The sequence below is a fragment of the Pseudomonas sp. LBUM1646 genome (assembly GCF_059716165.1).
The window spans coordinates 1,482,494-1,508,475 of the sequence record NZ_CP166810.1 but is presented as its reverse complement, the minus strand read 5'-3'; the positions used below and the strand labels follow the sequence as shown (position 1 = coordinate 1,508,475).

Genomic DNA, 25,982 nt, shown 5'->3' with positions numbered 1-25,982 from the left:
ATTTCATGACGACGATTTTTGATCCAATCAAACTGGGCGACCTCGAGTTGGCCAACCGCATCATCATGGCGCCACTGACTCGCTGCCGCGCCGACGAAGGCCGTGTGCCGAACGCGCTGATGGCCGAGTACTACGTACAACGTGCCTCGGCCGGCCTGATCCTCAGCGAGGCCACCTCGGTCACGCCGATGGGCGTCGGCTACCCGGACACCCCGGGCATCTGGTCCAACGACCAGGTACGCGGCTGGGCCAACGTGACCAAAGCGATCCACGGCGCGGGCGGCAAAATCTTCCTGCAACTGTGGCACGTGGGTCGGGTTTCCCACGAGTTGTACCTGAACGGTGAAGCACCGGTCGCACCGAGCGCCATCCAGCAAAAAGGCCACGTCAGCCTGGTTCGTCCATTGGCCGACTACCCAACCCCGCGTGCTCTGGAAACCGCTGAGATCGCCGACGTCGTCGATGCCTACCGCGTCGGTGCCGAAAACGCCAAGGCTGCCGGTTTTGACGGCGTAGAAATCCACGGTGCCAACGGTTACCTGCTCGACCAGTTCCTGCAAAGCAGCACCAACCAGCGCACCGACAACTATGGCGGTTCCCTGGAGAACCGTGCACGTCTGCTGCTGGAAGTGACTGACGCCGCGATCGAAGTCTGGGGTGCAGGCCGCGTTGGCGTTCACCTGTCACCGCGTGCCGACCTGCATGACATGGGCGACAACAACCTGTCCGAGACCTTCACTTACGTCGCTCGTGAACTGGGCAAACGTGGCATCGCCTTCATTTGCTCCCGCGAGAAAGAAGACGGCGACAGCCTGGGCCCACAATTGAAAGAAGCCTTCGGCGGCCCTTACATCGCCAACGAGCGCTTCACCAAGGACAGCGCCAATGCCTGGCTGGCCGCGGGCAAGGCTGACGCAGTCGCGTTCGGTGTGCCGTTTATTGCCAACCCGGATTTGCCGGCGCGGTTGAAGGCCGATGCGCCACTTAATGAAGCGCGTCCAGAGTTGTTCTATGCCAAAGGGCCGGTCGGTTATATCGACTATCCAACGCTGTAATAATGCTTCAAACAAACAACCCCGACTCGTAAGAGTCGGGGTTTTTTTATTACAACAAGCATCATCACGCTGACATCGAACCACTCACATTTAGACAACATCATCCAGTTGAAAAAAAACCATCTTAAACCAACACTCCCTGCTCACAACGCAACACTAACCCACATTATATTGAACGGAATCAATATGACTGACACCGTAGAGTACGACCCAAACGAACAAACCGAATTGTTCTCGTTTTATGATGAGCAGACCTTCAAGACTGCCTTCAACCTGATTTACACATTTCTAACGAAAGAACAGCGAAAGCTGCTGAATGACCTCTTTCCCGACCTCAAGACAGACTGGTCCGGGCTTTTAGACAGATCTCACGCCAACATTGCCGTCGATGAGCAAATCAAAATGTGGCGCGGACAAACAAGGAAAACAGCAACAAGCGTTATTGTCAAAGTCATCAACAACACCGACTACCAACTGAAACTCGACCACACCAACCTTTTACTGAGTGATAGGTACAAGCAGGCATCGGTCATCCACCCAAACATGCCGACCGCGTTCAAGTTCGCGATCCCTTACATACCTTATGAATTCAAACTAAATGCAAAACGCCAAAAAGTTTTTTTTGATAAGTTCATGATCTTTCGCGATGAAGATGTCAGTGTTAACTTCCAATTCGGTTTAAAAATCGGAGTAACTTTTGGCATTATCGGTCCAACCGAAACCCCGCACCCGACAGCGTCCATTTACTCCGAAGGGGAGGAAGCCATCCAATGCGTGGCCAAAGTCGTGCAGCACGAGACTGACGCGCCCTGGCATTTCGAAGTGGAAATGACGCTGGACTGAGCCCGTCCAAGTGTTTTGAATTGACCTACACAGTCAAATGGTTTCGGCGCGGTCGTCTGAGGATATCGCGCCAAAGGCCCCACGCAGATTCTCCGATTATGTCTATTCACACTGACGACACAATTTCCCTACAAAATACGTAGCTGACTACCTATCAACCTGCTACTAGTGCGTATATAAAAGCACTCATTACAAAAACGCGCGCGGCGCGTGTTTTGCTCGCTCGCGCGTAGACGCAATCCGAACCGATCATTTGCGCAGGCTCGGGCTCAAGCGCAGCATGTCCAGCCCTGTATCGACCCAGCGTTCGGCTTCGGTGTGCAGCTCGAAACTGTCCGGCGCCAGCAACCACTGGTAAAGGATGCCGTCGATGTAGGCATGCAGGCTGATCGCAGCACGGACCGTATCGAGATCTTCGGGCAACTGCCCCCTATTCACCGCATTACTCAGAGCCAGGGCAATTCGCACGTTACAGTCGAGACTGACCGCACGGCGCTGCTGGCGCAGGTCACACATTTCATCGGTGAATTCACACTTATGAAACAGAATCTCGTTGATGCGTCGGGTTTTCGGGTCCAGGGCAACTTGATGAAACAAATGAGTCAGCAGCTTGCGCATGCAGCCCAACGGATCGAGTTCATGCTCGCTCTCACTGGCCTTGGCCATTTCATCCAGCGGCTCATGCAAGGTATCCAGCATGGCCTGCACCAGATCCGCCTTGTTGCTGAAATGCCAGTAGATGGCCCCGCGAGTCACGCCGGCCAGGGTAGCGATGTCCGCCAGCGTCGTGCGCGCCACGCCCCTTTCATAAAAGGCTTTCTCTGCCGCTTCGAGAATCTGGCTACGGGTTTCTTGAGCTTCCTCTTTGGTACGACGGACCATGGCAGTACAACCTCAATCAGGATGCTTCAGCGATGTCTGAATATCCGCTGAACAAAAATGGGGCAAGCGCTCTTGGGCGTCGTCCCCGGCCTACAATTCAAACCTTTGAACGGCTTTTGTAACGATGTGGGTACGCAGCCAAGGTATTTACAAACAACCATGAACGTAAGTATATTCCTTAGCAAGCTACTTATCCACTCAGCGCACATTTTTTACCCTTCCACCTTTCTAGTGCGCATTTAGCGCGCCTGACCCGAGGATTTTCATGCAATTCAAGCCAGCTGTTACCGCCCTGGTCACTGCCGTCGCCCTGGCATCGCTGCTCAGCGGATGTAAAAAGGAAGAGGCACCTCCTGCCGCTCCCGCCCCTCAGGTCGGCGTCGTCACCCTGCAACCCCAAGCGTTTACCCTGACGTCCGAACTGCCGGGCCGTACCAGTGCGTACCGCATCGCCGAAGTTCGCCCGCAGGTCAACGGCATCATTCTCAAGCGTCTGTTCAAGGAAGGTGGCGACGTCAAGGCTGGTCAGCAGCTCTATCAGATCGATCCGTCGGTCTATGAGGCCACTCTGAAAAGCGCCCAGGCCAACCTGCAACAGACCAAGTCGATCTCCGATCGTTACCAGCAACTGGTCAAGGAGCAAGCGGTCAGCCGCCAGGAATACGACACGGCCCTGGCCAATCGTTTGCAATCGGAAGCGACCCTGCAATCGGCCCAGATCAATGTGCGCTACACCAAGGTCTACGCACCGATCACTGGTCGTATCGGCCGCTCTTCGGTGACCGAAGGCGCGCTGGTCACCAGCGGCCAGACCGACGCGATGGCAGTCATCCAGCAACTGGACCCGATCTACGTCGACGTCACCCAGTCTTCGGTCGAGCTGCTTGAGCTGCGCCGTGAACTGGAAAGCGGTCGCCTGCAAAAGGCCGGCGACAACTCGGCCGCGGTCAAGCTGACCCTGGAAGACGGCAGCCAGTACAAGCAGGACGGCAAACTGGAGTTCTCCGAAGTCTCGGTTGACCAGACCACCGGTTCCGTCACCTTGCGCGCCGTGTTCCCCAACCCTGATCACACCCTGCTGCCTGGCATGTTCGTTCACGCCCAGTTGCAGTCCGGTGTGAACAGCGCGGCGATCCTTGCTCCGCAACAAGGTGTGACCCGCGACCTCAAAGGCACCCCGACCGCGCTGGTCGTAGGCCCGGACAACAAGGTCGAACTGCGCCAGCTCAAGGCCAGCCGTACCGTCGGTAGCCAATGGCTGATCGAAGACGGCCTCAAGGCAGGCGACCGCCTGATCACCGAAGGGCTGCAATACGTCAAACCTGGCGTTGAAGTTAAGGCCACGGAAGCTACTAACGTTGGCAAGAACCCAGCCCCCGCTCAGACAGCTGATAAGGCTTACAGCGGCAAAGGGGAGTAAACCATGTCGAAATTTTTTATCGACCGTCCGATTTTCGCCTGGGTAATTGCCCTGGTGATCATGCTGGTCGGGGCTCTATCGATCCTCAAGTTACCAATTAACCAGTACCCGAGTATTGCGCCGCCGGCCATTGCCATCTCCGTGACCTACCCAGGCGCCTCTGCACAAACCGTGCAGGACACCGTGGTGCAGGTCATTGAGCAACAGCTCAACGGTATCGATAATCTGCGTTATGTGTCGTCGGAAAGTAACTCCGACGGCAGCATGACCATTACCGCCACCTTCGAGCAAGGCACCAACTCCGATACCGCGCAGGTCCAGGTCCAGAACAAACTGAACCTGGCCACCCCGCTGCTGCCGCAAGAAGTGCAGCAACAGGGTATCCGCGTGACCAAGGCAGTGAAAAACTTCCTGCTGGTGATCGGCGTTGTCTCGCAAGACGGCAGCATGTCCAAGGACGACTTGTCCAACTACATCGTGTCGAACATGCAGGACCCGATCTCCCGGACTGCCGGTGTCGGTGACTTCCAGGTCTTCGGTGCCCAGTACGCGATGCGGATCTGGCTCGACCCGGCCAAGTTGAACAACTACAACCTGACCCCGGCCGATGTCAGTGCCGCGATCTCGGCACAGAACGTTCAAATCTCCTCCGGTCAACTCGGTGGCTTGCCGGCACTGCCTGGCCAGCAACTGAACGCCACGATCATCGGCAAGACCCGCCTGCAAACTGCCGAGCAGTTCAAGGCGATCCTGCTGAAAGTCAACAAGGATGGTTCGCAAGTTCGTGTCGGTGATGTCGCCGATGTCGGCCTGGGGGGTGAAAACTCCAGCATCGCGGCGCAGTTCAACGGCAAGCCGGCTTCCGGTCTGGCGGTGAAACTGGCCAACGGCGCCAACGCCCTTGATACAGCCAAGGCCCTGCGTAAAACCATCGATGACCTCAAGCCATTCTTCCCGGAAGGGATGGAAGTGGTGTTCCCGTACGACACCACTCCGGTGGTGACCGAATCGATCAAGGGTGTGGTTGAAACCCTGGTCGAAGCGATCGTGCTGGTGTTCCTGGTGATGTTCCTGTTCTTGCAGAACTTCCGCGCGACCATCATCACCACGATGACCGTACCGGTGGTATTGCTGGGTACGTTCGGGATCCTCGCGGCGTTCGGTTTCAGCATCAACACCCTGACCATGTTCGGTATGGTGTTGGCCATCGGCTTGCTGGTGGACGATGCCATCGTCGTGGTGGAAAACGTCGAACGGGTGATGAGCGAGGAAGGCCTGTCGCCCAAGGAAGCCACCAAGAAATCCATGGGGCAGATCCAGGGCGCACTGGTCGGTATCGCGCTGGTGCTGTCGGCGGTACTGCTGCCGATGGCGTTCTTCAGCGGTTCCACCGGTGTGATCTACAAACAGTTCTCGATCACCATCGTCTCGGCCATGGCCCTGTCGGTAATGGTTGCGCTGATCTTCACCCCGGCGCTCTGCGCCACCATGCTCAAGGCGATTCCGAAAGGCGAGCATGGCACACCGAAACGCGGCTTCTTTGGCTGGTTCAACCGCAACTTCGACCGTGGCCTCAGAAGCTACGAGCGCGGTGTCGGCAACATGCTCAAGCACAAGATCCCGTACCTGCTGGCTTACCTGCTGATCATCGTCGGCATGATCTGGCTGTTCACCCGCATTCCGACCGCGTTCCTGCCGGAAGAAGACCAGGGCGTACTGTTCGCCCAGGTGCAAACCCCGGCCGGTTCCAGCGCCGAACGCACGCAAGTGGTGATCGACGAGATGCGTTCCTACCTGCTGGAGAAAGAGTCCGGCGCGGTGGCCTCGGTGTTCACCGTGAACGGCTTCAACTTCGCCGGTCGTGGCCAGAGTTCCGGTCTGGCGTTCATCATGCTCAAGCCTTGGGCCGAGCGTGACGCGAGCAACAGCGTGTTTGCCCTGGCAGGCCGCGCCCAGCAGCACTTCTTTACCTTCCGCGATGCCATGGTGTTTGCCTTCGCACCGCCGGCGGTACTGGAATTGGGTAACGCCACCGGTTTCGACGTGTTCCTGCAAGACCGTGCCGGTATCGGTCACGACAAGCTGATGGCGGCGCGTAACCAGTTCCTCGGCATGGCGGCACAGAGCAAGGTGCTGTACCAGGTGCGTCCGAACGGCTTGAACGATGAGCCGCAATACCAACTGGAAATCGACGATGAGAAAGCCAGCGCCCTGGGCCTGACCCTCTCCGACATCAACAGCACGCTGTCGATCTCCTTCGGTAGTAGCTATGTGAACGACTTCATCGACCGTGGTCGGGTGAAGAAGGTTTACGTACAAGGCATGCCAGGTTCGCGCATGAGCCCGGAAGACTTGAAGAAATGGTATGTGCGCAACAGCGCGGGCACCATGGTGCCGTTCTCCGCCTTCGCCAAAGGCGAGTGGGTCTACGGTTCGCCGAAACTGGCCCGTTATAACGGCGTGGAAGCGATGGAGATTCTCGGGGCTCCGGCACCGGGCTACTCCACCGGTGAAGCCATGGCCGAAGTCGAAGCCATCGCCAAGAAACTGCCGGCGGGTGTCGGTATTTCCTGGACTGGTCTGTCGTACGAGGAACGCTTGTCCGGCTCCCAGGCGCCAGCGCTGTACGCCCTGTCGCTGCTGATGGTGTTCCTGTGTCTGGCGGCCCTGTATGAAAGCTGGTCGATTCCGATCGCGGTCATGCTCGTGGTACCGCTGGGGATCATCGGTGCGCTGATGGCCACCAGCCTGCGAGGGCTGTCCAACGACGTGTACTTCCAGGTGGGCCTGTTGACGACCATCGGTCTGGCATCGAAAAACGCCATTCTGATCGTCGAGTTCGCCAAGGACTTGCACGAGCAAGGACGCAGCCTGCGCGAAGCGGCCATCGAGGCCTGCCGCATGCGTCTGCGACCGATCATCATGACGTCGCTGGCCTTCGTCCTCGGTGTGGTTCCGCTGGCGATCTCCACTGGCGCCGGTTCGGGCAGTCAGCACGCAATCGGTACCGGGGTAATTGGCGGTATGATCACCGCCACGGTCCTGGCGATCTTCTGGGTCCCACTGTTCTTCGTCACCGTGTCGTCCATCGGCCAGCGCAAAAAAGCTGATCAGGATGACGCTATTGAAAATCCTAAAGAGGCTGGCCAATGAGCAAGTCGCTACTCTCCCTAGCTGTTGCCGCCTTCGTGCTCGGTGGCTGCTCGCTGATTCCTGACTATCAGCAGCCGGCAGCACCGGTGGCAGGTCAATTCCCGCAGGGCCCGGCGTATTCGCCGGCCCAGGCGCCTAGCCAGGCCGCCGCCGAGCAGGGCTGGAAGCAGTTTTTCCATGACCCGGCGCTGCAACAGATGATCCAGGTCGCCCTGGAAAACAACCGTGACCTGCGTGTCGCGGCCCTGAACATCGACGCCTTCGCGGCCCAGTACCGCATCCAGCGTGCCGATCTGTACCCGGCGATCTCGGCCAATGGCACCGGCAGCCGCCAGCGCGTTCCGGCACGAGCCTCGCAGACCGGCGAGGCAGGTATCACCAGCTCCTACTCGGCCACTGTCGGTATCAGCGCCTATGAACTCGACCTGTTCGGTCGGGTTCGCAGCCTGAGCGAAGAAGCCCTGCAGAAGTACTTCGCCACCGAAGAAGCGCGGCGCAGCACGCAGATCAGCCTCGTGGCCAGCGTGGCCAACGCCTACCTGACCTGGCAGGCCGACAAGGAACTGCTGAAACTGACCCAGGACACCCTCGGCGCGTTCGAGGAGAGCTACAAGCTCACCTCGCGCAGCAACGAAGTCGGTGTCGCCTCGGCCCTGGACCTGGCCCAGTCGCGTACCTCGGTGGAAAACGCCCGGGCACAACTGGCCAAGTACACCCGTCAGGTCGCCCAGGATGAAAACAGCCTGGTGCTGCTGCTCGGCACCGGTGTCCCGGCCAACCTGCAAGCCGCCAAGCCATTGTCTGACGACCTGCTGAGCGATGTACCGCCGGGCCTGCCGTCGGACTTGCTGCAACGTCGTCCGGACATCCTCCAGGCCGAATACAACCTGAAGGCCGCCAACGCCAACATCGGCGCGGCGCGAGCGGCGTTCTTCCCGAGCATCAGCCTGACCGCCAATGCCGGGACCCTGAGCCCGGACCTGTCCGGTCTGTTCAAGGGTGGTTCGGGGACCTGGCTGTTCTCGCCGCAGATCAACCTGCCGATCTTCAACGCTGGCAGCCTGCGCGCCAGCCTGGATTACTCGAAAATCCAGAAAGACATCGGCGTGGCGAACTACGAGAAGTCCATTCAAACGGCCTTCCAGGAAGTCGCTGATGGCCTGGCCGCCCGCCAGACCTACACCGAGCAGTTGCAGGCCCAGCGTGATTTCGTCGCCGCCAACCAGGACTACTACCGTCTGGCCGAGCGTCGCTACCGCATTGGTGTCGACAGCAACCTGACCTTCCTCGACGCCCAACGTCAGCTCTTCAGCGCCCAACAGACGCTGATCACCGACCGTTTGGCGCAGTTGAACAGCGCAGTCAATCTGTACAAGGCGCTGGGTGGTGGCTGGAACGAACAAACGGCGAAAAACGAACCGTTGAAAGAAGAAGCGCCGAAGTTGAAGTTGTTCTGATAGCGCTTTGAATACGAGAAGCCCACCTTTTGGTGGGCTTTTTGTTGCCTTGGGAAAAGCGAAAGTCAAAAGATCGCAGCCTTCGGCAACGCCCACAGGCGCGTAGGAGCTGCCGAAGGCTGCGAACTTTTGATTTTTATCTTCTGATCTTTGTCGTTCGATAATCGCCCAAAACCCGCTTTCCCCAATTGAATCCCCCCGCCCATCCCCCGCACCATTCGCTCCACAAAACCAATAACAACAGGTCCAACACCATGTCCCCGCGCCCTGCCCTGTCCGGCTGATATCCCCCCGCGTTCCCTCGATTTCAACTCTTGTGTCTGCACCCTCAGGTTGCGGCAGCGCCCCGTTTCACCCCTAACAATTAGAGAGACCCGAGCCCATGAAGCCTTCCACCGCGCAGTACGTGTTCCCCAGCCTCATCGCCGCCGCATTGGCCGGCAGCGCCCTGCCCGTCGTGGCCGAAGAATCGGGTTTTGTCGAAGGTGCCAAGGTCAACCTGAACCTGCGCAATTTCTACATCAATCGCAACTTCACCAACCCAACCAAGGCCCAGGGCAAGGCCGAAGAATGGACGCAAAGCTTCATCCTCGATGCTAAATCCGGTTTCACCCAAGGCACCGTCGGATTCGGCATGGACGTGCTGGGGTTGTACTCGGTGAAACTCGACGGCGGTAAAGGCACGGGCGGTACGCAGTTGCTGCCGCTGGATCATGACGGGCGCCCGGCGGATAACTTTGGCCGCACCAACGTGGCGTTCAAGGCCAAGCTGTCCCAGACCGAAGTGAAGGTCGGCGAATGGATGCCGGTGCTGCCGATCCTGCGTTCGGATGACGGCCGTTCCCTCCCGCAAACCTTCCGGGGCGGGCAGATCACGTCGAAGGAAATCGACGGCCTGACGCTCTACGGCGGCCAGTTCCGCGCCAACAGCCCACGGGACGACAGCAGCATGAGCGACATGTCGATGGTCGGCAAAGCAGCGTTCACCTCCGACCGTTTCAATTTCCAGGGCGGTGAGTACGTCTTCAATGACAAGCACACTCAGATCGGCCTGTGGAACGCCGAACTCAAGGACATCTACAGCCAGCAATTCATCAACCTGATCCACACCCAGCCCATCGGCGACTGGACCCTCGGCGCCAACATTGGTTACTTCTACGGTAAGGATGACGGCAGTGCCCGGGCCGGCGAGTTGGACAATAAGACCTGGTCTGGCATGTTCTCGGCCAAGTACGGCGGCAACACCTTCTACGTCGGCCTGCAAAAACTCACCGGCGACAGCGCCTGGATGCGCGTCAACGGCACCAGCGGCGGCACTTTGGCCAACGACAGTTACAACAACAGCTACGACAACGCCCAGGAACGCTCCTGGCAATTGCGCCATGACTACAACTTCGTCGCCCTCGGCATCCCCGGCCTGACCCTGATGAACCGCTACATCAGCGGCGACAACGTGCACACCGGCACCATCACCAACGGCAAGGAATGGGGCCGCGAATCGGAACTGGGCTACACCGTGCAAAGCGGCACACTCAAGGACCTGAACTTCAAATGGCGCAACTCGACCCTGCGCCGGGACTTCAGCAACAACGAGTTTGATGAGAACCGCTTGATCGTCAGCTATCCGATCAGTTTGCTGTAAGCCAAATCAAAAGATCGCAGCCTTCGGCAGCTCCACAGGGTGTATACATTCCTCTGTAGGAGCTGCCGAAAGCTGCGATCTTTTTTGAGGCCGTTACTCTATTCCCGCGATTCAACCCCCAACTCATCCCACACCGACTCCGCCAGGTGGAACGTGGCATTCGCCGCCGGAATCCCGCAATAGATCGCGCTCTGCATGATCACTTCCTTGATCTCGCCGCGGGTCACGCCGTTGTTGGCGGCGGCGCGCAGGTGCAGCTTGAGTTCTTCATTGCGGTTCATGCCGATCAGCATGGCGATGGTGATCAGGCTGCGGGTGTGGCGCGGCAGGCCCGGGCGGGTCCAGATGTCGCCCCAAGCGTGACGGGTGATCATTTCCTGGAACTCCGAGTTGAACTCGGTCAGCGCATTCAGGCTGCGGTCGACATGGGCGTCGCCAAGGACTGCGCGACGGACTTCCAGGCCCTCGTCATAACGTTGTTTCTCGTCCACAAAATTCCCCTCAAGGCTTCGACAAAAACCCCAGCACCCGCGCGCTGAACGCGTCGCCGGCCTGGACGTTGGACAGGTGCGCGGCGTAGAACTCGGCGTACTCGGCGCCCTGCACGTGTGCCTGAATAAAGTGCCCACCAGACGGCGGCGTAACCGCGTCTTCGGTGCCGGCGATCACCAGCAGCGGCACCTTGATCGAGGACAATTGCTCACGGAAATCGGCATCGCGCACGGCGGCGCAATTGGCCGCGTAACCTTCAGGCGAAGTGGCGGCGAGCATGTCAGTGATCTTCTTCGCCGCCGCCGGATTGGCTTCGGCAAAATCCGCAGTAAACCAGCGTGCAATCGATGCATCACGCAAGGCGACCATGGCCTCCGGGCCGTCCCGCAGCACGGTTTCGATTCGCGGGTTCCACACCGACGGATCGCCGATTTTCGCTGCGGTGTTGCACACGATCAATTTGTGCAGCCGCTCGCCAGCGTTGATCCCCAGCCACTGGCCAATCAAGCCGCCCATGGACAGGCCACAGAAATGCGCGCGCTCGATGTGCAACGCATCCAGCAGCGCCAAAACGTCGTGGCCCAGTTGCTCGATGGTGTACGGCCCCGGTGTGACCAGCGACTGGCCATGACCACGGGTATCAAAACGCAGTACCCGGAAATGCTCGCTGAACGCCGCGACCTGTGCGTCCCACATGTGCAGGTCGGTGCCCAAGGAGTTGGACAACACCAGCACCGGCGCATCGACCGGGCCATCGAGTTGCGGCCCTTGAATTTGGTAGTGCAGTTCGCCCTCGGCGAGTTGTACGAATGCCACGGCAGCCTCCTTCAGGCAGTCAACGCAAAATGTTCAGCCACCGCCCGCTCGACCCAGGTTTGGGCCTGGCCGAGGTAGTGGGCAGGGTCCAGCAGTTGATCCAGTTCGGCGTCCGACAGTTGCGCCGTCACTTGCGGTTCGTCGCCGAGGACTGCGCGCAGATGCCGTTGCTCGGCCACCGCGCGTTTGCAGCACTGTTCCAGCAGATAATGCGCGGTCTCGCGACCGACCCGTTGCGCGAGGACGATGCTCACCGCTTCTGCCAGCACCAAACCTTGAGTCAGGTCGAGATTGCGCGCCATGCGATCCGCGTCTACTTCCAGACCATCCGCCACCAGCAACGCTTGCTGCAGGCTGCCGGACACCAGGCAGCAAATCTCCGGCAGGGTTTCCCACTCGGCATGCCACAGGCCCAGGCTGCGTTCGTGTTCCTGGGGCATGGCGCTGAACAGGGTCGAGAGCAAACCCGGCACCCGCGTCGCCGCGCCGATCAACACTGCAGCGCCCACCGGGTTGCGCTTGTGCGGCATGGTCGAAGAACCGCCCTTGCCCGGCGCCGCAGGTTCGAACACTTCAGCGGCTTCGGTCTGCATCAACAGGCTGATGTCGCGACCGAATTTGCCGAGGCTGCCGGCGATCAGACCGAGCACCGCGCCGAACTCCACTAGGCGATCACGCTGGGTGTGCCAGGGTTGCTCCGGCAACGCCAGTTGCAGTTCCTCAGCCAAGGCGTAGGCGATGGGCATCGCTTGTTCGCCGAGGGCCGCGAGGGTTCCCGAGGCGCCGCCGAATTGCAGCACCAGCAATCGCGGTTTGAGTTCGCGCAACCGCTGACGACTGCGGGTCACCGCACCGAGCCAACCGGCGATTTTCATGCCGAGGGTGACCGGCGTCGCGTGTTGCAACCAGGTGCGTCCGGCCAGCGGTGTGGCGGCATAGCGCTGAGCCTGGGTCGCCAGGGTTTCCCCCAGTTGCGCCAGATCGCTTTCGATCAACTCCAATGCCCGGCGCAATTGCAGCACCAGACCGGAATCCATCACGTCCTGACTGGTCGCGCCCAAATGCACATAACGCTCAGCCTCGGCGTCGCTTGCCGCGATCTGTTTGCCCAAGGCCTTGACCAACGGAATCGCCGAGTTCCCCGCCGTGGCAATCGCTTCACCGAGGGCGGCGAAATCGTAATGCCCGGCCTGACAGGCTGCTTCGATAGCCGCGACGGCGGTGTGCGGAATCAACCCGACCCGCGCTTCGGCCCGGGCCAGCGCCGCTTCGAAATCGAGCATGGCCTGAACCCGGCCCTGATCGCAGAACACCTCACGCATATCGCGGGCAGTGAAATAGGCATCGAACAATTGATTGTTCGGTCGCTGGTTCATAAAAAGTCCTTGGAAGCGTGGGCCGAACGGGCCCACGCATAGGGATCAAAGGTCGTGGTGCAAATACTTCGCTTGTTTGGGCAGGCGCAGGCTGAACAGAAACGCCACCGCCATCATTACCGTGACGTACCAGTAGAAGGAGTTTTCCATGCCCACGGCTTTCAGGCTCAGGGCCACGTATTCCGCCGAACCGCCGAAGATCGCATTCGCCACCGCATACGCCAGGCCAACGCCCAGGGCACGCACCTCGGGCGGGAACATTTCGGCTTTTACCAGGCCACTGATCGAGGTGTAGAAACTGACAATCGCCAACGCCACGGTAATCAGCACAAAGGCCAGAAATGGACTGCTGACGCTTTTCAGGCTGAGCAGGATCGGCACGGTGAACAAGGTCCCGAGGGCGCCGAACCAGAGCATCGAGTTACGGCGGCCGATCTTGTCCGCGAGCATGCCGAACAGCGGCTGCATGCACATATAAAGGAACAGCGCGCCGGTCATGATGTAACTGGCAGTCTTGGCGTGCATGCCGGCGGTGTTCACCAGGTACTTCTGCATGTACGTGGTGAAGGTGTAGAAAATCAGCGAACCGCCAGCGGTGTAGCCGAGCACGGTGATGAACGCAGCTTTATGGTCGCGAAACAGCGCCATGATGCTGCCGGCGTCCTTGTTTTCGCGCATTTCCTTGCTGCTGGTTTCCTTCAGCGAACGACGCAGGAACAGCGAAATCAACGCCGCCAGCGCGCCGACCACGAACGGGATCCGCCAGCCGTAGGCACGCAAGTCATCTTCGGTGAGGAACTGTTGCAGGATCACCACCAGCGACACCGCGAGCAGTTGCCCGCCAATCAACGTCACGTACTGGAACGAGGCGAAAAAACCGCGCTGGCCCTTGAGGGCAACTTCGCTCATGTAAGTTGCGGTGGTGCCGTATTCGCCACCCACCGACAGGCCCTGAAGCAGACGCGCGAACAGCAGCATGATCGGTGCCCAGACGCCAATGCTGTTGTAGGTCGGCAGACAGGCGATGAGCAACGAGCCGAAGCACATCATCAGCACCGAAATCATCATCGAATTCTTGCGCCCGTGCTTGTCCGCGACACGGCCAAAAATCCAGCCACCAATGGGCCGCATCAGGAACCCGGCGGCGAACACACCGGCGGTGTTGACCAACTGCACCGTGGGGTTGTCGGACGGGAAAAACGCCGGGGCGAAATAGATGGCGCAAAAGGCATACACGTAAAAGTCGAACCACTCGACCAGGTTGCCGGACGAGGCGCCGACAATGGCGAAGATGCGCTTGCTGCGCTCTTCTCCGGTGTAGTGTTCTGTAGAGGCGGTAGTCGTTGTCATTGTTTTTCACTCAATGGGGACAGTGAGAGTCTAGACACACTTCGCAACAATCCCGTTCCGCAGATGCATTGGCAACACAATGATCGTTCCCACGCTCTGCGTGGGAATGCATACCGTGACGCTCCGCGTCACAGTGTACGCAGAGCGTCCATGGCGGCATTCCCACGCAGCGTGGGAACGATCAGGTTAGAGTCAGTAATCGAAGAACACTGTCTCCGCATCGGTGCCCTGCAAAATCACGTTCCACTGGTAAACACCGGATGCATCGGCCTTGGCCAGCAACGTGCTACGGCGCTCGGACGGCACACACTCCAACAATGGATCCGCCACATTCGTCGGCTCGCCATCAAAGTAAATCCGCGTCAGCAAGTGCTTGACCAACCCACGGGCAAACACCAACACCACCAGATGCGGCGCCTGGGTCGTGCCATTCAGCCCTTCCACCGTCCCCGGCTTGATCGTGGTAAAGCGAAACCGCCCTTCAGCATCCACCGGCACCCGGCCAAAGCCTTCGAAGTTCGGGTCCCGGGGTTTGTCCTGATCGTCTTCCGGGTGGTCGTATTTGCCGGCCGCATTGGCCTGCCAGACTTCGAGCATCGCGTCGTTTACAACATCGCCGTTGCCATCGATGACTTGCCCGGTGATCGCCACGCGCTGGCCCAGGGTCTGTTCGACGGTCAGGTCTTCGCGGTTCAGCCAGGTCAGGCCGATGTGGTAATACGGCCCGACGGTATGGGACGTGGTCGCGTTCAGCGTCATCTTATTTCTCCATCGGCGTGGCTTCGCGGCCGCGCAAGACGATGTCCCAGCGATAGCCGAGGGCATAGGAAGGAATGGTTTTTTCCAGGTCGAAACTGGCGATCAAGCGTTCTTTGGCGCGGGTATCTGGCACGCAGTTGTAGATCGGGTCGTAGGCCAGCAACGGATCACCCGGGAAATACATCTGGGTCACCAGCCGCGTCAGAATACTCGGCCCAAACAGTGAGAAATGGATGTGCGCCGGACGCCAGGCGTTGTGATGGTTGCCCCACGGATAGGCGCCTGGCTTGATGGTCTGGAACTGATACCAGCCATCGGCGTCGGTCACGGTGCGGCCGGTGCCGGTGAAGTTCGGGTCCAGCGGCGCGTCGTGCAGGTCGCGAGCATGGTTGTAGCGCCCGGCGGCGTTGGCCTGCCAGATCTCCACCAGAATCCCCGGCACCGGCAAACCATCCTCATCGAGCACGCGGCCGTGGATGATGATGCGCTCGCCCTGTGGCTCGCCCGTGTGCTGGGCGGTCAGGTCGTTATCCTTCTCGTTGATGCGCTCGGCGCCGATAGTCGGGCCGGTAATTTCCGACAGCGAATGGGGCAAAAACACCAACGGCTTGGACGGCGCGCGACGGTTGGTGGATTGATAGGTCGGGTGCAAGTAATCCGGCTGGGTGCCTTCCTGCGGGCGACGGTAACCAGGCTTGTCAGTCATTTCGCTTTTCCTCTGTTCTTATTAGTCGGCGGCTGTCAGACGCGTTCGATCGCGAGGGCCAGACCTTGGCCGACACCAACGCACATGGTCGCCAGACCTTTCTTTCCACCGGTTTTTTCCAGTTGATGCAGCGCGGTCAGCACCAGACGTGCGCCGCTCATGCCCAACGGATGGCCCAAGGCAATGGCGCCACCGTTAGGGTTGACTTGGGCCGCGTCGTCCGCCAATCCCAATTCACGCAGTACCGCCAAGCCCTGGCTGGCGAAGGCTTCGTTGAGTTCGATCACGTCGAAATCGCTGACCGCCAGACCGAGGCGCTCGGTGAGTTTGCGCACCGCCGGCACCGGGCCGATGCCCATGATGCGAGGGGCGACCCCGGCGCTGGCCATGCCGAGCACTTTGGCGCGGGCAGTCAGACCGTGTTTTTTCACGGCTTCGGCGGACGCCAGGATCATTGCGGCCGCCCCGTCATTCACACCCGAGGCATTGCCAGCGGTGACGGTTTTGTCCGGGCCGTTGACTGGTTTTAGTTTGGCCAGGGTTTCCAATGTGGTGTCGGCACGAGGATGTTCGTCCTGGGTGACGATTGTTTCTCCTTTCTTGTGGGCAATCCGCACTTCAACGATTTCTTCAGCGAAAAATCCTGCAGCTTGCGCGGCCGCCGTCCGTTGCTGGCTGCGCAGGGCGAAAGCGTCCTGATCCTCGCGGGACACTTCGTAGTCGTCCGCTACGTTGTCGGCGGTTTGCGGCATCGCATCGACACCGTACTGGGCTTTCATCAACGGGTTGATAAAGCGCCAGCCAATGGTGGTGTCTTCCAGCTTCATATTGCGCGAGAACGCCGCATCGGCCTTGCCCATCACAAACGGTGCGCGGGACATCGACTCGACGCCGCCCGCAATCGCCAGCTCCATCTCGCCGCTGGCAATCGCCCGGAACGCCGTGCCGATGGCGTCCATGCCCGAAGCGCAGAGGCGGTTGAGCGTGACGCCGGGAATGCTTTCCGGCAGCCCGGCCAACAGCAGCGCCATGCGCGCCACGTTGCGGTTGTCTTCGCCGGCCTGGTTGGCGCAACCGAGGAACACCTCGTCTACCGCGCTCCAGTCCACCGACGGGTTGCGCTCCATCAGCGCCTTGATCGGTACGGCGGCCAGGTCGTCGGCACGAACTGCCGACAAGCCACCGCCGAACCGGCCAATGGGGGTGCGAATCGCGTCGCAGATGTAAACGTCACGCATCAGGCTTCTCCGGGTGCTTGGCCGTGGGCAGCGGCGGTGCGGGCTTCCAGATCCCTTAATGCCGTCAGCTCGACATCGGTGGGCTCGGCGGTGTTTTCAACATTTTCGGCGAAGCGGATCGCCCAACCGGTGGCGGCGACCACTTGCTCGCGGGTCACGCCGGGATGCAGCGCGGTGACCACGAATTCATGGGTGTCGGCTTCCGGTTCCATGATGCACAGGTCGGTAATGATGCCGACCGGCCCGGCGCCCGGCAGGCCCAGGCGTTTGCGCGAATCACCGCCCTCGCCGTGGCCGACCGAGGTAATGAAGTCGAGTTTGTCGACAAAAGAGCGCGCCGACTGTTTAAGGATGATCAACACGCTCTTGGCGGAACCGGCAATCTCCGGTGCGCCACCGGCACCCGGCAGGCGGACTTTCGGCTGGTGATAATCGCCAACGACTGTGGTGTTGATATTGCCGAAGCGGTCAACCTGCGCCGCGCCGAGAAAACCGACGTCGATACGCCCACCCTGCAACCAATAGCGAAAAATCTCACCGGTCGGCACGACAGTGTCGGCGGTTTCCGCCAGCTCACCGTCGCCGATCGACAGCGGCAGTACGCTCGGCTTGGCACCGATCGGACCCGATTCGTAGATCAGGACTACGTCAGGGGAGGAAGTCAGCCGCGCCAGGTTGGCGGCTTTCGACGGCAAACCGATACCGACGAAGCACACCGAACCGTTCTTCAAACGGCGGGCGGCGGCGACGGTCATCATTTCATTGGTGGTGTAAGTCATTACTTGGCCTCCGATGCAGCGGCCAGCTTGGCCTGGAACTCGCTGAAGTCAGCGCAGCCGTGGATGTACTCGTTGATCCACGCGGTGAAGGTGTCGCGGTCCCGGGCAATCGGGTCCCAGGCCTGGTAGAAGCGGTTATCGCGCTCGTTGTAACCATGGGCGTAGGACGGATGCGCGCCGCCAGGGACGTGGCAAACCGCGCTCAAGGCCCAGGTCGGCAGTACACACGAGTTCATCGGTGCATTGAGGTCATCGACGATTTCTTCGACGGTGACAATGCAGCGCTTGGCCGCCAGCGCCGCTTCTTTCTGCACGCCAAGAATGCCCCACAGCAAAACGTTGCCTTTGCGGTCGGCCTTCTGCGCGTGAATCACGGTGATGTCCGGACGCACCGACGGTACGGCGGCCAGCACTTCGCCGGTGAACGGGCAGGTGACGGTTTTGATCAGCGGATTGACCTTTGGCAGGTCGGAACCGGCGTAGGCCCGCAACACTGCGAACGGTAGGCCGGAAGCGCCAGCGACGTAGGCATTCGCCAAGTCAGCGTGGCTGTGTTCTTCGATTTCCAGTGGATGCGGCCACTGCTTCTCGACGGCGTCACGCAGACGGTGCAGCGAGCCTACGCCGGGGTTGCCGCCCCAGGAAAAAATCAGCTTGCGAGCACAACCGGCACCGATCAACTGGTCGTAGATCAAGTCAGGTGTCATTCGCACCAGCGTCAGATCTTTCTTGCCCTGGCGAATGATTTCATGACCCGCCGCCGTCGGAATCAGGTGAGTGAAGCCTTCAAGCGCGACGGTATCGCCGTCGTTGACGAATTGCTTCACCGCGTCATGCAGCGAAAGGATTTCAGCCATGGGGCAGGCTCCCGTTTTGTTGTGAACCGACAGTGGAAGAAAAAGGCGCGAGGTTCAGCGCCGAAGTCACTGAAGATTAAGCCGCTGGAAATTGCCGAACAATCCGATAATCGACTGAGTGTTCGTTTATCGAACAGATTGTTGTCTGGCTATCGATCCGTTCCGCCGATCGTTCCCACGCTCCGCGTGGGAATGCCTCAGGGGACGCTCCGCGTTCCAATGGGACGCGGAGCGTCCCGGGCTGCATTCCCACGCGGAGCGTGGGAACGATCACCCACCCTCAGGTCGCATCCGCATGACTCACCATGCCTTTGATCACCACCGCCGTGGTCGCCAGTGCCGCGGGAATCACCAACGCCGTCAGCACCTGCTCGAAATTCCAGCCCAACCCCAGCAACGTCGCGCCCATCCAGGCACCGAGGATCGCGCCGAAACGGCCAATCCCGAGCATCCACGACACCCCGGTCGCTCGGCCCTGGGTCGGATAAAACCGCGCCGCCAACGATGGCATCGCCGATTGCGCGCCGTTGACACACATCCCGGCCACCAGCACCAATGTCGCCAACACCGTGATGTGGCCCAGGCTCTGCCCAACCGCGTAGGCAAACACCCCGGCCAACAGGTAGAAAGTGCCGATGACCTTGTGCGGATTGAACCGGTCCATCCCCCAGCCTACGCCTACAGCACTCAGCACTCCGCCGAACTGGAACAGCGCGCCGATAAACGCCGCCTGCTCCATGCTCGCGCCGCTGTCACGCATCAGCGTTGGTAGCCAACTGGTCAGCAGGTAAACGATCACCAGGCCCATGAAGTAGGTCAGCCACAGCAGCAAGGTGCCGGTGCTGTAGGTGCCGGAAAAAATCACCGCGAACACATTGCGCGCCTTCACGGTTTTCTGCTCCGGCACGCTGAAGCTGGACGCCTGGGCCACCACCGTCGGGTCGATCGGCGCCAGGGTTTTGCGCACTTTGTCGGTGCCGCGGTTACGGACCACAAGGTAACGCGCCGATTCCGGCAGCCAGAACAGCAATACGACGGCAAGGATCAGCGGCAAAATCCCACCGATCAGCAGCAGGCTGTGCCAGCCGAACGCCGGGATCAGCTTGGCCGAAATGAACCCGCCGCCGGCCATGCCGAGGTTGAAGCCGCAGAACATGCTGGTCACCAGCAGGGATTTCTTGCGCTCCGGGGTGTATTCCGACAGCAGCGTGGTGGCGTTCGGCATGCCGGCGCCCAGGCCCAGGCCCGTGAGGAAACGCAACACCAGCAATTGATCGACGTTAGAGCTATAGGCCGAGGCCAGGCTAAAAATGCCGAACAGAAATACCGCACCTACCAGTACGATTTTTCGCCCAAAGCGGTCAGCCAACGGGCCGGAGCCCAATGCGCCGAAAACCATGCCGATCAGCGCCGCACTCATCACCGGACCGAGGCTGGCGCGGTCGATGCCCCAGTCCTGGGACAGGGCCGGCGCGATGAAGCCCATGGCTGCGGTGTCGAGGCCATCGAGGAAGACAATCAGGAAACACAGGATCACCACTCGCCACTGGTAGCGCGAGATGGGTTGGGCATTGATGAAGGACTGCACGTCGAGGCAGTTTCCTACAGCAGACTGAGGCTGATTCATTATTTTTATTCCACGCAAAGAACGCGTGGCCTCTTCTCATTATTATTGGGGGGTCGTCATCCGGCGACTGACCGAGGGTCAACAGCGCCGGATGACGCTGCCGCGACATTAATGATCCGAGGGAAACAGCGTCAATTCGATAAACGCAACTCTGTGCGTTTATCGAACAGCTTAGGCGAACACTGCTTATGCAAAGAGTTGCGCGCTGAGGTCTCGGCTGGCACTCAGCAAACCCGGCAGGAACCGTTGCTCCAGCTCGTTGCGGCTGACGCGCCCGGCGTGGGTGCTGACGTTGAGTGCCGCCACCACTTGGCCGGAAGCGTCGTACACCGGGACGGCAATCGAGCGCAGGCCCTGCTCCAGTTCCTGATCGACGATGCACCAGCCTTGCTGTCGCACCTCTTGCAGGCATTCGAGCAACGCCTCGGGGGTGTGCAGCGTACGGCTGGTCTTGGCTTGAAATTCCGCATGGTCGAGGTATTCGCCGAGCGTCGTGTCATCCAGGGCGGCGAGCAGAATCCGCCCCATGGACGTGCAATAGGCCGGCAGACGCCCGCCGACCGACAAGTCCACGGAAATCAGGCGCTGAGTGGTCGCCGAACGGGCGATGTACAAAATGTCATCGCCTTCCAGGGTGGCCATGTTGCAGGCCTCGTGGAGTTGCTCGCTCATGCGGTCGAGGTACGGCTGTGCGGAAACCGCCAGCGGCGTCGAGGATAAATACGCATGGCCGAGGGTCAGGACTTTGGGCAGCAGTGAATAGGTCCGACCGTCCGTGGTGGCATAGCCGAGTTTGATCAAGGTGTGCAGGCAACGTCGCACGGCGGCGCGGGGAATTTCCGTGCGGTGGCTGATCTGGGCGATGGTCAGGTGTCGCTTGCGCTCCTGGAACGCTTGAACTACAGCCAGGCCACGGGCCAGGGACGTCATGAAGTCCGGGTCGCCGGTCAGGGCCTGGATTCGCTTGGCTGGCGAGGCGACGATCGGCGGCGCCACTGAAGCGAAGGAGTTGCGCATTTGATCGTTCATATCAGGTCCTTTTCCTACACGGATCAATGGCTATTACAAGCGGCTCAAGGCCTGCACACAAGCCGCAGGCAACAAGATTGGGCGATTATCGAACCATCGACCGATAATCGCAATCGCCCGCCCTTCATGGTCAGACGCGCGCAGCGCTGTTAGATATTGTCACTCTTAAGCGGTCGTCGACTTAAAAGGGCAAAGTTATGATCCGAACTTGTTCGCCTTGTTGACGTCAGAAACAAGTCGCTGAAAACTGGCAACCCGGACACTCTAATTACCCGTAAAAGTTACGAGTAACAAAATCATCACACACCAGGAACAACTTTTAACGTTCAAGAGATAGTGTTCTTCGAATCGACCGCTATAATGCATCTCAGTGGCCGACCGGTTTTTTATTTGCCGATTTTGTCACCCGGAGCGCGATGTCCCATCGCCGCCGCCCGCAGCAAGCGCCTGACGCTCATTTCATATGCACCGCCAACGCGTTCGCTGAAACAGGACACTGAAGCTACGTCAGCTGTTTTTCTCTGGTGCCGTGGCCGCCTGCAACATGGAAGTGTTGATCATTGTGTCGTTAAGAAGCCGATGCCTTTCAGGTATTGTCCTTCCGACGAGCGTGGTCAATAAACTTGAAGCAGCGCGTTTCACCAGAATTCATCTCAACTTAATCAGGTAGCACTGTGACGAAAGACGAACTGCGCGCGGAACTTGAGCGCCAGGAACAACGTTACAAGGATGTTTACGGCGGGGAAGTCACCACCTACGCCGCCCAGCCCGAACCGGAACGCAAACCCTGGCGTAAACGCGCCACCGTTCAGGATCAGGCATTCACCCAGGAACTGCAGAAGATGGAAAAGGAACTCAAAGCCGAAGAGCCTTGACCGCCCTGGCCTGAATCCTTCAAGGGTCTGCGTCTACATCCGCTAAAAGCGCGGTGTATCGACCATGCCTTTCGCGCCCGCTACCAGCGGGCAGCGGCCACCTCACCCATCGGATGAGGCAAATGGCGCATGTCCGACCCTCTTCTCAGATATTTCACACAAGCGTTTCAGCCTCTCGCGCTCTCGAGAGAAACCCCTGCGGGCGTTGGCTTTTCAAAGAAAATCAATGAGTTGCAAACCCTAGTAAAAACCTGGGGCTTAGGGCTTTGCGACAAACTAATTCGTTGAAGAATGTTACCGATGAGCAGCTAGTGCATCGATTTCCAGTCTTTTCTGGCATAATCGCGCCCCCTTACGACCGGGTCAGAAAACCTTCATGATCGATTTATTCAGCGGACTGGATGCTTGGGTGCTTGTGAGCCTCTTGCTCGCCCTGGCCTTTGTCCTCGCCTTCGAGTTCATCAACGGCTTTCATGACACTGCAAACGCGGTGGCCACTGTTATCTACACCAAAGCCATGCCGCCTCATCTGGCGGTGTTCTTTTCCGGTGTGTTCAACTTTCTCGGCGTTTTGCTGGGCGGTGTTGGCGTGGCGTATGCCATCGTCCATCTGCTGCCGGTAGAGCTGCTGATTAATGTGAACACCGGACACGGACTGGCCATGGTGTTCTCGTTGCTTGCCGCCGCCATCACCTGGAACCTGGGCACTTGGTACTTCGGTATCCCCGCCTCCAGCTCCCACACGCTGATCGGTTCGATCCTCGGTGTCGGCCTGGCCAACGCCTTGATCAACGACATTCCGTTGGCCGATGGCGTGAACTGGCAGAAGGCGATCGATATCGGCGCGTCCCTGGTGTTCTCGCCAATGGCCGGCTTTATTGTCGCTGCGCTGGTGTTGATCGGCCTTAAATGGTGGCGCCCGCTGTCGAAGATGCACAAGACCCCGGACCAGCGCCGCAAGCTCGACGACAAGAAGCACCCGCCGTTCTGGAACCGCCTGGTCTTGGTGATTTCGGCCATGGCTGTGAGCTTCGTGCACGGCTCCAACGATGGCCAGAAAGGCATCGGCCTGATCATGCTGGTGTTGATCGGTATCGTGCCGGCGCAGTTCGTTCTCGACCTGAGCAGCACCACTTACCAGATCGAACGTACTCGCGATGCGACCCTGCACTTGAGCCAGTTCTACAAGCGCAATGCCGACACGCTGGGTGAGTTCCTGGCGCTGGGCAAAAGCGTGGAAGGCGACCTGCCGGAGAAATTCCGCTGCAACCCGCAGCAGACCGAACCGACCATCAGCGCCCTCCTCGACACCCTCAAGGGTGTAGCCGACTACCATTCGCTGTCGTCGGAAAGCCGCATCGAAGTGCGGCGCTACCTGCTCTGCCTGGACGACACCGCACGCAAGGTCGCCAAGCTGCCAGGCCTGCAAGCCCGTGAAAAGGCTGACTTGGACAAGCTGCGCAAAGACCTGACCACCACCACTGAATACGCGCCGTTCTGGGTGATTCTGGCGGTTGCACTGGCCCTCGGCCTGGGCACCATGGTTGGCTGGAAACGCGTGGTGCTGACCATCGGCGAGAAGATCGGCAAGCAAGGCATGACCTACGCACAGGGCATGTCGGCGCAGATCACCACCGCCTGCATGATCGGCCTGGCCAATATCTTCAGCCTGCCGGTGTCCACCACTCACGTTCTGTCCTCGGGTGTGGCCGGTACCATGGTCGCCAACAAAAGCGGCCTGCAGGGCGGCACCGTCAAAACCATCCTGCTGGCCTGGATCCTGACCCTGCCGGCCACCGTGGCCCTGTCGGCCGGCCTGTTCTGGCTGGCGTCGAAGGCACTGGGTAGCTGATCCATCGCTGCAACGAAAAAGGCGCGCCTCGCAAGAGCCGCGCCTTTTTCATGCCTGCCGAACAGTGATCGTTCCCACGCTCTGCGTGGGAATGCCGCCACGGACGCTCCGCGTCCACCTGTGATGCGGAGCGTCACGGGATTCATTCCCTCGCAGGGCGTGGGAACGATCAGTAGAAAATCGCAGGCGAAAAAAAGGGCAACCGAAGTTGCCCAAAATGCCTTGCGTGCTCATTGCTCTGGAAGACCTACGGTTTGCGCTTATGCGAATCCTTCCAGATGAAATATCCAAACCCTGCAAAAAACAGAACCATGAGGCCGACTGTCAGCACTCCGGCGATCACCACGTTGTCGAAAAACATGACTGGCCTCCTGCACTTGCCCTGTTGCGATGGGGCTAAGTTAACCAATCGGGCAGGAGAGAAAATTGACCGGGATCAATGTCGCCCGAGACTGGGCGTAAAGGAGGGAAAATAACTGACCTGCATCAACCGATGCAGGGGGTATCAACGCTTTTTCGGTTTGTTTTTCGGCTTTTTCTTTGCTTTACCCAACGGCATGGCCTGCTCGAAGGCCTGGCGCACTTCGTTCAGGCGCTTGTCGTTAAGGTCATGAACCCGCTTGGCGCGTTCGGCGTTAAGGTCGATCAGTTTGTCGTCTTGGCTCATGGTGTTCTGTGCATCGCTTGAAAGGACGTTCGGTGGGAATTGCGCCAATAATGCGGTCTGGCGCCCGCGCTGACCAGTCACCCGCGGAGCAAGGCCTTAACAAAATATGTGCTCACGCGGATTTTTCACCGCACAATCGGCCCGTTGCGATGACCTAAAGGACCCAACCGTGGAATTGCACCAGGATCTGCCACCCTTGATGACCCTGCGCGCCTTCGAGGCCGTGGCGCGGCACTTGAGTTTTATCAAGGCTGCCGATGAGCTGTCCGTGACCCAAAGTGCGATCAGTCATCAGGTGCAGAAACTTGAGCAGTTCCTCAACCAGCGGCTGTTTATCCGTCGCACCCGGGCCATTGATCTGACGCCGGCAGGCGAAATTTACTACCTTACGATTCAACCCGCGCTGGCCTCTATTGCCTCGGTCACCCGCGAACTGCGCGGTCACGAACAACAGGAAACTACTCTGCGCATCGGCCTGCTCGCCTCTTTCGCCACCTTATGGCTGGCGCCGCGCTTGGCCGGCTTCAATGCGCGTTACCCGCACATTCACGTGGAGCTGATGCCTTCAGTGCAACTGGCCGACGTCAACGGCGGTGAAGTGGACCTGGCCATCCGTTATGGCAAGGGCGGCTGGCCCAAGGTCTTGGCCCGGCGCTTCATGGGGGAAACAATCACCCCAGTGTGCAGCCCGGCGTTCAAGGCCCAAGGCGTCGACCAAGGCCCACTGCTGATGGCCAAATCCCACCAGCCGTTCGAGTGGACCGATTGGAGCGCCTGCAACGGCATCGACCTCGGCCACTACCCCAGCGTCATGCTCCACGACTACAACATCGTCGTCGAAGCCGCCGTGGCCGGCCAGGGCATCGCCATGGGTCGCCAACACCTGATTGAGCGCCGACTCAAGGAAGGCGCGCTGGTAACCGCCTTCGACACGCCGCCGTTCACCAGCGAAATCGGCTATTGGCTGGTCACCCCGGATCGACCACCGAGCCACGCGGCCGAATGCTTCGCCCAATGGCTGAACGAAATCGCCGACACATGAGTTATTTGAATACGTCGGATTAAATCTATCCGTTTGTCGCGCCACCGAGACGCCAACAAGCTGAA

At 59.6% G+C, this 25,982-nt stretch carries 23 protein-coding genes; 9 read left to right on the top strand and 14 right to left on the bottom strand.

Annotated elements, in window-relative coordinates; translation table 11 throughout:
- Positions 1–5: 5 nt before the first annotated feature.
- Positions 6–1,055, top strand: a complete 1,050-nt coding sequence (locus ACA071_RS06635; protein ID WP_497643645.1) for an alkene reductase — start codon at positions 6–8, stop codon at positions 1,053–1,055.
- Between the two features lie 186 nt (positions 1,056–1,241).
- Positions 1,242–1,898, top strand: a complete 657-nt coding sequence (locus ACA071_RS06630) for a hypothetical protein (RefSeq protein ID WP_497643644.1) — start codon at positions 1,242–1,244, stop codon at positions 1,896–1,898.
- Positions 1,899–2,147: 249 nt separating this feature from the next.
- Here the strand turns inward: ACA071_RS06630 and emhR are convergent, their stop codons facing one another.
- Positions 2,148–2,780: an efflux system transcriptional repressor EmhR gene (gene emhR, locus ACA071_RS06625; protein ID WP_497643642.1), complete on the bottom strand. Its 633-nt coding sequence runs from the start codon at positions 2,778–2,780 to the stop codon at positions 2,148–2,150.
- A gap of 265 nt (positions 2,781–3,045) precedes the next feature.
- Here emhR and emhA point away from each other — a divergent pair, with 265 nt between their 5' ends.
- From emhA to ACA071_RS06605, 4 genes are all read left to right on the top strand, one after another.
- Complete coding sequence (emhA, locus tag ACA071_RS06620) at positions 3,046–4,200, top strand: efflux RND transporter periplasmic adaptor subunit EmhA (protein ID WP_497643641.1); 1,155 nt, start codon at positions 3,046–3,048, stop codon at positions 4,198–4,200.
- Positions 4,201–4,203: 3 nt separating this feature from the next.
- The gene (emhB, locus tag ACA071_RS06615; RefSeq protein ID WP_497643640.1) at positions 4,204–7,353 is read left to right on the top strand and encodes an efflux RND transporter permease subunit EmhB; all 3,150 of its coding nucleotides are present in this window, start codon (positions 4,204–4,206) and stop codon (positions 7,351–7,353) included.
- The gene (gene emhC / locus ACA071_RS06610; protein ID WP_497643639.1) at positions 7,350–8,810 is read left to right on the top strand and encodes an efflux RND transporter outer membrane subunit EmhC; all 1,461 of its coding nucleotides are present in this window, start codon (positions 7,350–7,352) and stop codon (positions 8,808–8,810) included. Before emhB ends, emhC begins: the two co-directional genes overlap by 4 nt.
- A gap of 382 nt (positions 8,811–9,192) precedes the next feature.
- The gene (locus ACA071_RS06605; RefSeq protein ID WP_497643638.1) at positions 9,193–10,452 is read left to right on the top strand and encodes an OprD family porin; all 1,260 of its coding nucleotides are present in this window, start codon (positions 9,193–9,195) and stop codon (positions 10,450–10,452) included.
- A 98-nt stretch (positions 10,453–10,550) separates the two neighbouring features.
- Here the strand turns inward: ACA071_RS06605 and pcaC are convergent, their stop codons facing one another.
- From pcaC to pcaR, 11 genes are all read right to left on the bottom strand, one after another.
- The gene (gene pcaC / locus ACA071_RS06600; protein WP_010462533.1) at positions 10,551–10,943 is read right to left on the bottom strand and encodes a 4-carboxymuconolactone decarboxylase; all 393 of its coding nucleotides are present in this window, start codon (positions 10,941–10,943) and stop codon (positions 10,551–10,553) included.
- 10 nt (positions 10,944–10,953) lie between these two features.
- Positions 10,954–11,760 (bottom strand): 3-oxoadipate enol-lactonase, encoded by an 807-nt coding sequence (pcaD, locus tag ACA071_RS06595; RefSeq protein ID WP_497643637.1) that lies wholly within the window; start codon positions 11,758–11,760, stop codon positions 10,954–10,956.
- A gap of 11 nt (positions 11,761–11,771) precedes the next feature.
- On the bottom strand, positions 11,772–13,136 hold the full coding sequence (locus tag ACA071_RS06590; RefSeq protein WP_497643636.1) for a 3-carboxy-cis,cis-muconate cycloisomerase: 1,365 nt from the start codon (positions 13,134–13,136) through the stop codon (positions 11,772–11,774).
- Between the two features lie 45 nt (positions 13,137–13,181).
- On the bottom strand, positions 13,182–14,486 hold the full coding sequence (locus ACA071_RS06585; RefSeq protein ID WP_497643635.1) for an MFS family transporter: 1,305 nt from the start codon (positions 14,484–14,486) through the stop codon (positions 13,182–13,184).
- 192 nt (positions 14,487–14,678) lie between these two features.
- Entirely contained in the window at positions 14,679–15,245 is a 567-nt protein-coding gene (gene pcaG / locus ACA071_RS06580) for a protocatechuate 3,4-dioxygenase subunit alpha (protein WP_497643634.1), read from the bottom strand.
- Position 15,246: 1 nt separating this feature from the next.
- Positions 15,247–15,951, bottom strand: coding sequence for a protocatechuate 3,4-dioxygenase subunit beta (gene pcaH, locus ACA071_RS06575; RefSeq protein ID WP_497643633.1), 705 nt, complete (start codon positions 15,949–15,951; stop codon positions 15,247–15,249).
- Positions 15,952–15,986: 35 nt separating this feature from the next.
- Complete coding sequence (gene pcaF / locus ACA071_RS06570; RefSeq protein WP_497645276.1) at positions 15,987–17,192, bottom strand: 3-oxoadipyl-CoA thiolase; 1,206 nt, start codon at positions 17,190–17,192, stop codon at positions 15,987–15,989.
- A complete protein-coding gene (locus tag ACA071_RS06565; RefSeq protein ID WP_169371271.1) occupies positions 17,189–17,968 on the bottom strand; it encodes a CoA-transferase subunit beta in 780 nt (259 codons plus the stop codon). Before ACA071_RS06565 ends, pcaF begins: the two co-directional genes overlap by 4 nt.
- Positions 17,968–18,825, bottom strand: a complete 858-nt coding sequence (locus ACA071_RS06560; RefSeq protein ID WP_054046891.1) for a CoA transferase subunit A — start codon at positions 18,823–18,825, stop codon at positions 17,968–17,970. Before ACA071_RS06560 ends, ACA071_RS06565 begins: the two co-directional genes overlap by 1 nt.
- Positions 18,826–19,105: 280 nt before the next feature.
- Positions 19,106–20,452: a 4-hydroxybenzoate transporter PcaK gene (pcaK, locus tag ACA071_RS06555; RefSeq protein WP_497643632.1), complete on the bottom strand. Its 1,347-nt coding sequence runs from the start codon at positions 20,450–20,452 to the stop codon at positions 19,106–19,108.
- Positions 20,453–20,638: 186 nt separating this feature from the next.
- On the bottom strand, positions 20,639–21,481 hold the full coding sequence (gene pcaR / locus ACA071_RS06550) for a pca regulon transcriptional regulator PcaR (RefSeq protein ID WP_133837359.1): 843 nt from the start codon (positions 21,479–21,481) through the stop codon (positions 20,639–20,641).
- 674 nt (positions 21,482–22,155) lie between these two features.
- Between pcaR and ACA071_RS06545 the strand changes: the two genes are divergently transcribed.
- Positions 22,156–22,356: a hypothetical protein gene (locus ACA071_RS06545; protein WP_133837358.1), complete on the top strand. Its 201-nt coding sequence runs from the start codon at positions 22,156–22,158 to the stop codon at positions 22,354–22,356.
- 376 nt (positions 22,357–22,732) lie between these two features.
- A complete protein-coding gene (locus ACA071_RS06540) occupies positions 22,733–24,208 on the top strand; it encodes an inorganic phosphate transporter (protein ID WP_497643631.1) in 1,476 nt (491 codons plus the stop codon).
- A 247-nt stretch (positions 24,209–24,455) separates the two neighbouring features.
- Here ACA071_RS06540 and ccoM read toward each other — a convergent pair whose 3' ends face one another.
- Together ccoM and ACA071_RS06530 are read right to left on the bottom strand one after the other, a co-directional pair.
- A complete protein-coding gene (gene ccoM / locus ACA071_RS06535; RefSeq protein WP_054046898.1) occupies positions 24,456–24,569 on the bottom strand; it encodes a cytochrome c oxidase subunit CcoM in 114 nt (37 codons plus the stop codon).
- Between the two features lie 144 nt (positions 24,570–24,713).
- Positions 24,714–24,875 carry a hypothetical protein gene (locus ACA071_RS06530; protein WP_008016476.1) on the bottom strand — a complete coding sequence of 54 codons (162 nt, stop codon included), beginning with the start codon at positions 24,873–24,875 and terminating at the stop codon, positions 24,714–24,716.
- Positions 24,876–25,044: 169 nt separating this feature from the next.
- Between ACA071_RS06530 and ACA071_RS06525 the strand changes: the two genes are divergently transcribed.
- Positions 25,045–25,917 (top strand): LysR substrate-binding domain-containing protein, encoded by an 873-nt coding sequence (locus ACA071_RS06525; RefSeq protein ID WP_497643630.1) that lies wholly within the window; start codon positions 25,045–25,047, stop codon positions 25,915–25,917.
- Positions 25,918–25,982: the final 65 nt, after the last annotated feature.